The sequence below is a fragment of the Synechocystis sp. LEGE 06083 genome (assembly GCF_015207725.1).
Classification (GTDB): Bacteria; Cyanobacteriota; Cyanobacteriia; order Cyanobacteriales; family Microcystaceae; genus Synechocystis; species Synechocystis salina.
The window spans coordinates 1-9973 of sequence record NZ_JADEWJ010000133.1 but is presented as its reverse complement, the minus strand read 5'-3'; the positions used below and the strand labels follow the sequence as shown (position 1 = coordinate 9973).

Here is a 9973-nt window from a genome sequence, read left to right as displayed (position 1 = left end):
GGCGGGGTACTGTGGCCAAATCGAGGATCAGCACATCGTAATTTTCCACAATGGTTAGCCTGCGGGCAATGGACTTGGCCGCCCCAAAGCTCATGGGACCACTGAGGTGAAACATAAAAATACGGCCATTGGCTTCCCGCAAAATTTGTTGTTCCTCCTCTTCTAACCAGTCCTCCCCGTCTCCCCGGGTAACACTTTTAATCGATTGGAGTTGGATATCAGTCAAATTTTTCACTGTGAACAGATTGGCCACAAACACCCCCACCGCTACCGCCGTAATCAAATCCACAAACACGGTCAATCCCAACACCAGATACATTAACCCCGCCCCCTTCGTGGAAAGTTGGTGGGCCCGTTTGAGGAAACTCCAATCAACAATATCGATGCCCACTTTGATCAGGATGCCCGCTAAGACGGCATGGGGAATAGGTTCCGTCAACTGCCCCGCTTTAAGGACAATAATTAACAAAATCAGCGCATGGATCATGCCCGCAATGGGGGTTTTACCACCGGAATTAATATTAATTACCGTCCGCATGGTGGCTCCAGCCCCAGGCAAACCGCCGCATAGACCGGAAACAAGATTGCCAATGCCCTGGCCGACTAATTCCCGATCAGAGTCGTGGTGACTGCGGCTGATGTTATCTGCCACGAGGGAAGTCAGGAGAGAGTCTAGGGAACCCAACACCGCCAACATGATGCTATAGAGCAACATTTGTTTTAAGCTCCCCCAACTGAGATAGGGCAGATGAAGGCTGGGCAAACCGGAGGGAATTTCCCCAATACGAGGCAGGGATACATTTCCGAAAAAAATGAGCGAAATTATTGTCCCCACCACCAGAGCGATTAAGGGGGCGGGCAAAATCCGGTTAACACGGGGCGGGGAGAAAAAAACGATCGCCAGGGCAATTAAGCCCAAACTAACGGCGGCAAAATTAACATTGCTGAGATAGGTGGGAAGAGCTTCTAGGGAGCGCACTACCCCAGGGGCAGTTTGGTGTCCCAATAAGGGGGCAATTTGCAAAATGATGATAATTACCCCGATGCCGGACATAAAACCGGAAATGACAGTGTAGGGCATAAAGGTAATATATTTCCCCAAACCAAATAGCCCCAAAAGCACCTGGAAAATGCCGCCGAACATCACCACTGTCAGGGCCATGGCCCAACCATTTTCTGGATTGCTGGCAGTTAAATTGGCAAAGGTGGAGGCCATTACCACTGTCATGGGTCCCGTGGGGCCACTAATCTGAGCTGGGGTTCCCCCACAAAGGGCGGCAAAAAATCCCGTACAAATGGCGCCATATAGTCCCGCAATGGGGCCAGCCCCCGAAGCAACCCCAAAGGCTAAGGCTAGGGGAAGGGCAACGATCGCCGCTGTGATACCGCCAAAAATGTCCCCCCGGAGATTATCAAAACGGAGCCCATGGACAAAACGGGCAGGGGAAGGGAGGGTAGTAGCCATGGAAAAGGAAGGGGAATTGCATCAAGATTGCTAATCGTCAGCATAGACCAGGGTTATAAATCTGGAACCCGCAACCATCAGCATTTCCGGACAGGAAGAGGCCTACTATTTTTTAACAGCCAACGTCATACCATCCCCCAGGGGAATCACACTGATTTGTACCCGTGCATCTCGGGCCAGGTCACGATTAAATTCTTGCAAAACCCGGGTTTGGGGTTCTTGGGGAGCAACCTCGGCTACTTTTCCGTGCCAGAGTACATTATCAATAACTACCAATCCCCCTGGCCGCAGTAGTTTCAAGCCAGCTTCGTAATAGTGGGGATAGTTACGTTTATCGGCATCAATAAAAATCAGGTCAAATTGAGGCAACGGCTTGATCCCAGCCAACTGTTCCAACGTTGCCAAGGCGGGCCCCAATCTTAAATCAATTTTTTCTGCCATCCCCGCCCTCTGCCAATACTCCTTGGCGATCGCCGTGGCGTTGGGGTCTTGGTCACAGGCAATAATTTGACCATCGGAGGGAAGTTGTAAGGCCATAGCCAAGGTACTGTAACCCCGAAAAACACCAATCTCCAGTACCTGTTTTGCTCCGGTTAAACTGATCAACAAACCAAGGAATTGGGCTTGCTCTGGGCTAATTTGCATAGGGGCACCGGGTAAATGGGCTGTTTCCCGCCGCAATTGGGCTAGATACACCGACTCCTCTGCACTAATGCTTTGCAGATAGACGTAAAGATTAGGATCAAAACCAGTGATACCTTGGCCCATGGCATTGTTAGCTGAATTTTACCCAAATAGGTTGGCGTATTTTTCCACCGCTTGGCGGGGATTTTCGGTCCGTTGCGCCCGGATTTTTTCGTAGCATTCCCGTTCAATGGCGCTGGGATTTTTCGGAGCAGTGATGACTAGACGCACCAACTGATCGCCCCGGCCCTGTTTGGGGTTGGGCCAACCTTTGCCTTTTAACCGTAGGGATTGACCAGATTTAACTCCGGCCGGTACTTTCATCCGTACCATACCATCGGGGGTGGGCACATCAATGTCGGCCCCCAACACCGCTTCGTCAGGGGCGATCGCCAATTCACAGACCAGGTTATCCCCTTCAAATTGGAAAAAGGGATGGGAAGCAAGTTGCAAATTAAGATATAAGTCCCCCCGTTGGCCGTAGGGGTTAGCCATGCCCTTACCCTTGACCCGCACTCGACTACCATTTTTGGCCCCGGCAGGAATGCGCACTGTGACCATTTCTTCCCCCAGGTTGAGGCGTTTTTCCACCCCCCGAAAAGCTTCTGCTAGGTTTAACTGTAGGGTTGCTTCCCGATCGCCTGCGGGGGCCTGGGCATTGCCAAAACCACCAAAATCATTAAAACCAGGGCCGCCGGTGGAATAACCATAGGAAGTTCTGGGACCGCTACCGGGGGTATTGAAACGCCCTAATAGCTCATTGATAAATTCGTCAAAATTACCGTACTGGCTAAAGTCAAAGCCACCAAAATCAACTCCCACGCCGGCATTCCCTGGGCCATAACCCCCACCGGGTTGCCCCGCGGCTCCGGCCTGTTGCCAATAGCGACCAAATTGATCATATTTTTTGCGTTTTTCCGGGTCGGAAAGCACCTCATAGGCTTCGCTAATTTCCTTAAACTTTTCCTCCGCTGCCTTGTCCCCAGGATTTTTGTCAGGATGATATTTCAGCGCCAATTTACGGAACTGTTTTTTAATGTCAGCTTCTGAAGCGGTTTTGCCCACCCCTAAAATCTGGTAATAGTCCTTGAAATCCGTTGATGCCATACAAGTGTCCCTCCTGTGACCTGAAACTGCCGCCCTGGAGCAAAGCCTGGAAAAATTTTCCCGGACTTGCCATGGAGTTGATCAAACCGCCCCAGCTTTACCCCTAACTAACTTACTCTAACAAGAAGTCCCGTCGGAGTTTGGCCGGTTCCCCCGATTCGGTTTTGCCCCCCGGTACCAATGGGCCAAAGTGTGAGGGGAAACACCCAGATGGTAGCCCGCCACCACCGCTTGGTTAATGACCGTAGTCCGCACCAGTCCTAGCTTTTGCCACCGTCTTCCAGACGTAATCACTTTGCCCTCGGCGATCGCCACCTTGCCCTGCTGTTTTCCCAGTTTTTGCATAAATTGGTAATCTTCCATAATCGGTAAATCGGCAAAGCCCCCCAGCCGGTGGAAATCCCGTTGCCGAATAAACAAACCTTGATCACCATAGGGCCGTTGGGCGTAAATGGAGCGCCAAAGAATTAATTTTTCTAGCCAGCGATAGGGTATACCGGGCAGATCAATGGCCAACCTAAAAGCCCCGGCTATGTAATGAGAATTGGTTAATATTTGAGCTATTTGGGCAAAAAAGTCCCTAGGTAAAATACTGTCTAAATGTAAAAATAACAGCCATTCCCCCCGGGCCAAACTGGCACCGTAATTCATTTGATTCGCTCGCCCTGGTTGGGGACTGGAAAAAACCTGTAAAGGCAAATGATCAGCATAATTGTGGCATAATTCCACCGTGTGATCGCCACTCCCCCCATCAATAATTAAGATTTCTATTCGTTGATTCTGGATAAATTGTCCCAAATATTCCTTGCTATTATCGCCTGAGGATTTTTGTAAAATTTTTGCCTCATTAAAGACAGGAATGATAATACTCAGTTGGGGATGAACAGCCATGGCTTAACCTAGGAAAAAAATCTTTTAATCAAGTTCATTTTTTTACCATAGGGAGGATAACGGAGATTAGTTTCCCCCCAAAAGGGACGACATAAAATACTTTTGTAGTTACTGAAAGTATCAAAGCTGGCTTTGCCATGGTAGCGCCCCATGCCACTTTCCCCCACTCCACCAAAGGGTAATTCTGCCACAGTCAAATGTAGGAGAATATCGTTCAAACAAACACTGCCAGAACTGGTAGATTGCAGTATTTGCTCTTGTTTTTGTCGATTATTACTGAAAAAATATAACGCCAGTGGTTTAGGTTTAGCGTTAATAAAATCTATTGCTTCCTCTAAGTTTTCATAGGTCAAAATTGGCAGGATAGGGCCAAATATTTCTTCTTGCATTAAGGGGGAATTTAGATCCGGATCAACAATTAAAGTCGGCGCCATATAGCGATCGTCTTCGTTATAATCTCCCCCCGTAATTACTTTGCCATGGCTTAATAAACCCACTAACCGTGACCATTGTCGTCGGTTAACAATGCGAGTGTAGTTAGGACTATGGGCCGGATTTTCCCCGAACAGTGTCTTAATGGCTTGTTGTAAAGCTGGCAAAAGTTGATCTAGACAGGATTGCTCCACCAACAAATAATCCGGGGCCACACAGGTTTGTCCCGCATTAACCAGTTTGCCCCACATAATGCGTTTTACTGTTTCCCGTACATCAATTTCCCTATCCACCACACAGGGAGATTTACCCCCCAATTCCAACGTAACCGGGGTTAATTGGCCCGCTGCCGCCGCCATAATTAATCGACCCACCCTCGGGCTACCGGTGAAAAAAATATGGTCAAATTTTTCCTGTAACAATTGTTGGCTAACGGTTTCATCCCCTTCTACTACCGTGGCCCAAGCTGGGGGAAATACGCTTTGAATTAATTGGGCAATTACTCCACTAATGGCTGGGGTATATTCGGACGGCTTTACTACTACACCATTACCAGCGGCGATCGCCCCAATTAAGGGCATTAAACAAAGATAAAAAGGATAATTCCAGGGGCTAATAATTAGGACTACACCAAGGGGCTCTGGTCTTAGCTGGGCTGTGGCAGGAAATACCAGTAAATTAACGCCCACCCGTTGAGGCTTAGACCATTGCTGGAGATGTTTTTGATAATAATTGATTTCCCTAATTACCCCCAAAATTTCGTTCACATAACTTTCAAAGGGAGGCTTACCAAAATCCTGCTTAAGGGCAGCAGTAATTTCTGCTTCCTGGGCTTGGATTTGTGCTTTTAGTTTGCTTAGTAAGCTTAATCTTTCTCCCACTGATTGAGTTTTACCAAGGCGAAAGAACCGTCTTTGCTCCGCAACAATGGTTTTAAGCATATCTAGGGTAATTAATTTTATGATAAAAGTAAAATAATGATTAGAATAATCAAAAACTAAGCATTAGTAAATCTTTTCAGACTATCTATTGTCAAACTTCCAAGCTTTTTTCCAAGGCTTCCACTGCTTCGTAGAGAGCTTGAAAGTTGCCTTCTCCAAACCCTCTAGCTCGATGACGGCGCTCAATAATTTCCCAAAATAAACTACCATCTCCGTAGCAGGGCAAGCTAAAAATTTGTAGTAGTAACTGCTGACCTGTATTCTCCTGATCATCGAGGAGAATCTGTAGACGCCGTAGGCCATCCCAATCCAAATTTAAACAATTATTGTGGAAGTGATTGCACTGCTGTTGTTGTTTGTAATAGCTAGGAGGTACAGAAAGAAATTCCACTCCCAGACCGCGCAGATGGGTGACAGTTTCAATAATATTGTCGGTGGCAAAGGCCACGTGTTGAATGCCTGCTCCACCATTATTAGCTAAAAAAGTTTCTATTTGAGAAGTATTTGTAGTCGGACAGTTGAGATTAAACTGAACTTTTCCATTAGCATTGATTAATGCTTCACTGTATAATCCAGAATCACAAGTATTAATAGTAAAGCGTTGCTGTACTGACCAACTAAACACCTGTTGATACCATTGGGAGGCCTGGGTGAATTGATCAGCTCCAATATTTAGTACCACATGATCAATGGTGGTTAACTTAGATCCATGGAACTTTTGGCTCTTCAAGGAAGGACGAGCGGGATAAACGCTATGGGCCACGTCTCCCCAGGACAAAAAGGTTAATCCTTCTACCCCAGTCAGGAGATGCCTAATAGGGCTAGTTTTAATTTTTTTTTGCTCTAGATGAGCGGTAAAAGTAGACCAGGTTTCTGGTTCTATTTGCCATGCCACCTCACCAATGCCGGGGGGATGTTTTTGTAGGTAATCACCATATCTACTGAAATCAGATCTAGGGGCAGGGGCAGAAATTAGTAGCAGAATTTGCCCTTGTTGATAAATGCCAGTAATCCCCTCCTGATTGTTGATTTTATCTAAGCAAATGAAACCCCATTGGTGCTGATAGCAATGATGGGCTGACTGATAATCGTCAACGTATAAATGAAGATAGTCGAATTCCATAATTACCTAGGACATTGTGGACTTCAAACTAAAGGCTTTATCCCCGTTAATAAGCCAAAACGCACCAATCCCCGTTCATAGCCCCATTTCATTAACCGCAAACACAGGGCGGCATTGATAATTTTTGGCCCCGTTTGCCCTAGGGCCCATAACACTTTGGGATCAAGGGCAGATTCCATTACCCGGTCCCAAAAGGGGGCCACTACCACAGACCAATCGGCGGTTTTAATTTCCCCAAAGCCGCATTCTCCGGCGATCGCCTCGTAATCTGGTAAGGAAACCACATAGGGTAAACAGTACACGTCATAAATGGCTTGGAGATGGCGACGTTCGTCGGCGGTTAGGGGGCCATTGCCAGGATTAATGGGACGGTGACACCAGGTAGCTAAAATCAGACGGCCACCAGGTTTAAGTACCCGCCAGGCCTCTTGCAAAAACTGAGCTTTGTTGGGCATGTGCTCCCCACTTTCCAACGACCAGACCCAGTCAAAGGAGCCGGAAGCAAAGGGTAAAGATAAGGCATTGGCCACTTGGAACTGACAGGTTGAGCTCAATCCTATGGCCTTGGCCCTTTCCCCTGCCCGCTCCACTTGTACTGGGGAGAGACTCACCCCCATCACCTCTGCTTGGTATTGCTGGGCCAAATACAAACTACTGCCGCCAATGCCACAGCCCAAATCGAGAATTTTTCCTGGCTTGGCACTATTTTGGGGCACCGCCCAGGCCAGTAGTTCTTTAATTAGATCAATTTGGGCCTGACGGCGATCGATCCGATAGGTACCGTGGGGACCGTAGTAGCCGTGGTGCATGTGCTCACCCCAGACATCTTCCCAGAGACCGCTGGAGTCGTCGTAGAAGTCCTTAATTTTTTCGTAGAGGTCTGCACTGGCAGTGGTGGCGCTGGCCATGGTATGGAAAGGAAAATAACAGTAGGATTCAAGGCTGACCTTCGAAGGGCAAGCTTAGGCCTAACATGGTAAACCATTTATCTTGTCGAGCTTCACCTACTATGCTCCCCCATGGCTAAACAAGGGACTTTATTGCCATCCCAATCTAAGTTTTCCGCTTCACCAAAAACGTCGTTGTTGCTTTAAAAAGACCCTAGCGCAATTTCTACCAGGCATACCGGAGATGGAGCCCCCCGGATGGGTGCCGGCCCCTGTTAAGTAAAGATTTTTGATGGGGGTTTGATAGTTAGCGATTTCCGGTAGGGGTCGCAGGAACATCATCTGGTCTAGGGTCATATCCAAATGGTAGACATTGCCGTTGTAACTCCCCAGCCGTTGGGCTAATTCTGCGGGACTCTCCACTTGGCGACCAATAATCAAGGATTTTAGGTTAGGGGCATAGTCAGTCAATTTATCAATCACCCGATCCGCCACTTTTTCTTTCAACTCATTGGTCCAACCTGTGCCCATTAACCCGCTCCCTTCCAATCCAGCGATGCGGTAGGGGGCAAAAAATTCAATCCACAGGGTATGCTTGCCTGGGGGAGCCATGGTGGGATCCAAGAGGGTGGGAATGTCCAAATAGAGGGAAGGGTTAGCATCGGGAATTTGCCCCAAGGCAATGAGGGCATGGGCTTCCTCCACATGGCGTACCGAGTCGGCGATCAAAATAGTTCCTGTCAAATCCTGTTCCCCGGCCATGGCGCTGAAGTGGGGTAAACCGGAGAGGGCACAGTCAATTTTTAAAATGGCCTCATTATTGTTTACCGTCCGCCGTTCCAGCCGTTCCCCTAGGGTTTGATCCACCTTGGCTAGGGCCCCTGGTTCCACCAATTGCAAAAATAAACGCCGGGCATCAATGTTGGAAATGACGCCTTTTTGGGCCCGGTACTGTTCGCCGCTGGCCACTTCCACCCCGATCGCCTGATTATTTTCCACCAATACCCGTTTGACGGTTTGATCGGTGAGAATTTTTCCCCCTTTGGCCTGCACCAATTTAACCAGGGCCTCCGTTAGGGCTCCAGTGCCTCCTTTGGGTCTAGCAATGCCCTCCCCATGGCGCATGGCCACCATCATCATGCCGGAGCTACTGCCTTTTTGGGATGGGGGAGCCCCAATTTCTGAACATAGTCTGGCCAGGGGAGCCTTGACCCGTTCACTGTCGAACCATTCATTGAGCACATCTTCCGGGGAGCCGATCATGGTGCGGATAAAATCCAACGCCTTAGTTTTCGACCCGGCGATCGCCAACACAGATTTTAAATTTTCCCAACCATAGTTGAGGGCTAAGTCTAGCAAAGCCTGGGGAGGGACATTAAAGGCGGGCTGGACAGCGGAGAGTAAATCCGTCCAATAATTGACAAATTGCTGATATTTTTCCGCATCTCTGGGGCGATAGGTGGCAATGTGGGCACAGGTTTGAGCTAAGGAGCGGTAGGCCATGAAAGCTTCACCGTCCAACCCTGGACAAAAAACACTGGGGTCACAAAATAAATATTCCAAACCGTACTGGGACAAATTTAATTCCTGCAACACTGGCCCCAGAAAGATAAATTCGTGGTCAATGGCACAGCGGTTAAAGCGAAACTGGGGGGATAGCTCCGGCATGAGAGATTCTGTGGTGGCCGCGCCCCCAGGTACTTCTCGCTTTTCTAGTAACGTCACCCCCAGGCCCCGTTGGAGCAGATAGGCCGCACAGACCAGGCCGTTGTGCCCCGCCCCAATAATGACGACATCGGTGGTGATCATAAAAAATTTGGCCTCGACTTTGGGTAGAACATTCGCCTGGAATCGGTTTTTGTTTTGGCATGGTATTGACTGGAACAGTGTTGCTTGAACGAGAAACGGACCCAAAGTTAACGCAACTGGGCCACCACTTGATTTTCCAGTAACAATTTTTGCTGTAACAAATCCTCCACGGTAAGCCGTAGATAACGCTGGTCGTCCACCCAAAATTTGACCTTAATGCGATCGCCACCGGGGACGCCAGGGGGGGACAGTTGGGCAATTTGCCTGGCCCCATTGCGGTCGTTGAGGGGCTGGACTGTGAACTCTTGGTTTTCCAAAACCCTAGTGATTAACTGATTGCCGTCAAAATGCACCTCCGTGGCTCCAATGCTAGACCCCAACTCCCCCACAATTAGTTCAATGCTGGGCTGATTATCCAGGGAAGCTCCCAGGGTTAACTCAATGGGTTCGGCCATGGGGTAAGCTTGCCCATTTTTGATAATGGGATGCCAATTATGGCTATTTTTGCGTCGATTCCAATACCGAACCCCGTAACTGTGGTAGAGATAGTCCTGCACTTCCCGGCCCTGGTAAATTTGCAACGCTCCCAGGGCGATCGCCCCAAAGGGTTGTTGATTACGAATTTTATTCTTTC

At 48.6% G+C, this 9973-nt stretch carries 8 protein-coding genes and 1 pseudogene; all 9 read right to left on the bottom strand.

Annotated elements, in window-relative coordinates:
• The coding region (locus tag IQ219_RS11320; RefSeq protein ID WP_194072664.1) for a SulP family inorganic anion transporter at positions 1-1465 on the bottom strand (1465 nt) is incomplete at its 3' end.
• A 105-nt stretch (positions 1466-1570) separates the two neighbouring features.
• Positions 1571-2233 (bottom strand): class I SAM-dependent methyltransferase, encoded by a 663-nt coding sequence (locus tag IQ219_RS11315; RefSeq protein WP_194072663.1) that lies wholly within the window; start codon positions 2231-2233, stop codon positions 1571-1573.
• Between the two features lie 18 nt (positions 2234-2251).
• Positions 2252-3256 carry a DnaJ C-terminal domain-containing protein gene (locus IQ219_RS11310; RefSeq protein ID WP_194072662.1) on the bottom strand — a complete coding sequence of 335 codons (1005 nt, stop codon included), beginning with the start codon at positions 3254-3256 and terminating at the stop codon, positions 2252-2254.
• A 117-nt stretch (positions 3257-3373) separates the two neighbouring features.
• The gene (locus tag IQ219_RS11305) at positions 3374-4147 is read right to left on the bottom strand and encodes a TIGR04283 family arsenosugar biosynthesis glycosyltransferase (protein WP_194072661.1); all 774 of its coding nucleotides are present in this window, start codon (positions 4145-4147) and stop codon (positions 3374-3376) included.
• A gap of 8 nt (positions 4148-4155) precedes the next feature.
• A complete protein-coding gene (locus tag IQ219_RS11300) occupies positions 4156-5520 on the bottom strand; it encodes an aldehyde dehydrogenase family protein (RefSeq protein ID WP_194072660.1) in 1365 nt (454 codons plus the stop codon).
• A gap of 91 nt (positions 5521-5611) precedes the next feature.
• Positions 5612-6643 (bottom strand): 4-hydroxyphenylpyruvate dioxygenase, encoded by a 1032-nt coding sequence (gene hppD, locus IQ219_RS11295; RefSeq protein ID WP_194072659.1) that lies wholly within the window; start codon positions 6641-6643, stop codon positions 5612-5614.
• Between the two features lie 23 nt (positions 6644-6666).
• Positions 6667-7551 carry a methyltransferase domain-containing protein gene (locus tag IQ219_RS11290; protein WP_194072658.1) on the bottom strand — a complete coding sequence of 295 codons (885 nt, stop codon included), beginning with the start codon at positions 7549-7551 and terminating at the stop codon, positions 6667-6669.
• 159 nt (positions 7552-7710) lie between these two features.
• On the bottom strand, positions 7711-9339 hold the full coding sequence (locus IQ219_RS11285) for an NAD(P)/FAD-dependent oxidoreductase (protein WP_194072657.1): 1629 nt from the start codon (positions 9337-9339) through the stop codon (positions 7711-7713).
• Between the two features lie 107 nt (positions 9340-9446).
• A pseudogene (locus tag IQ219_RS11280) lies at positions 9447-9973 on the bottom strand (Hsp70 family protein); the annotation flags it as partial.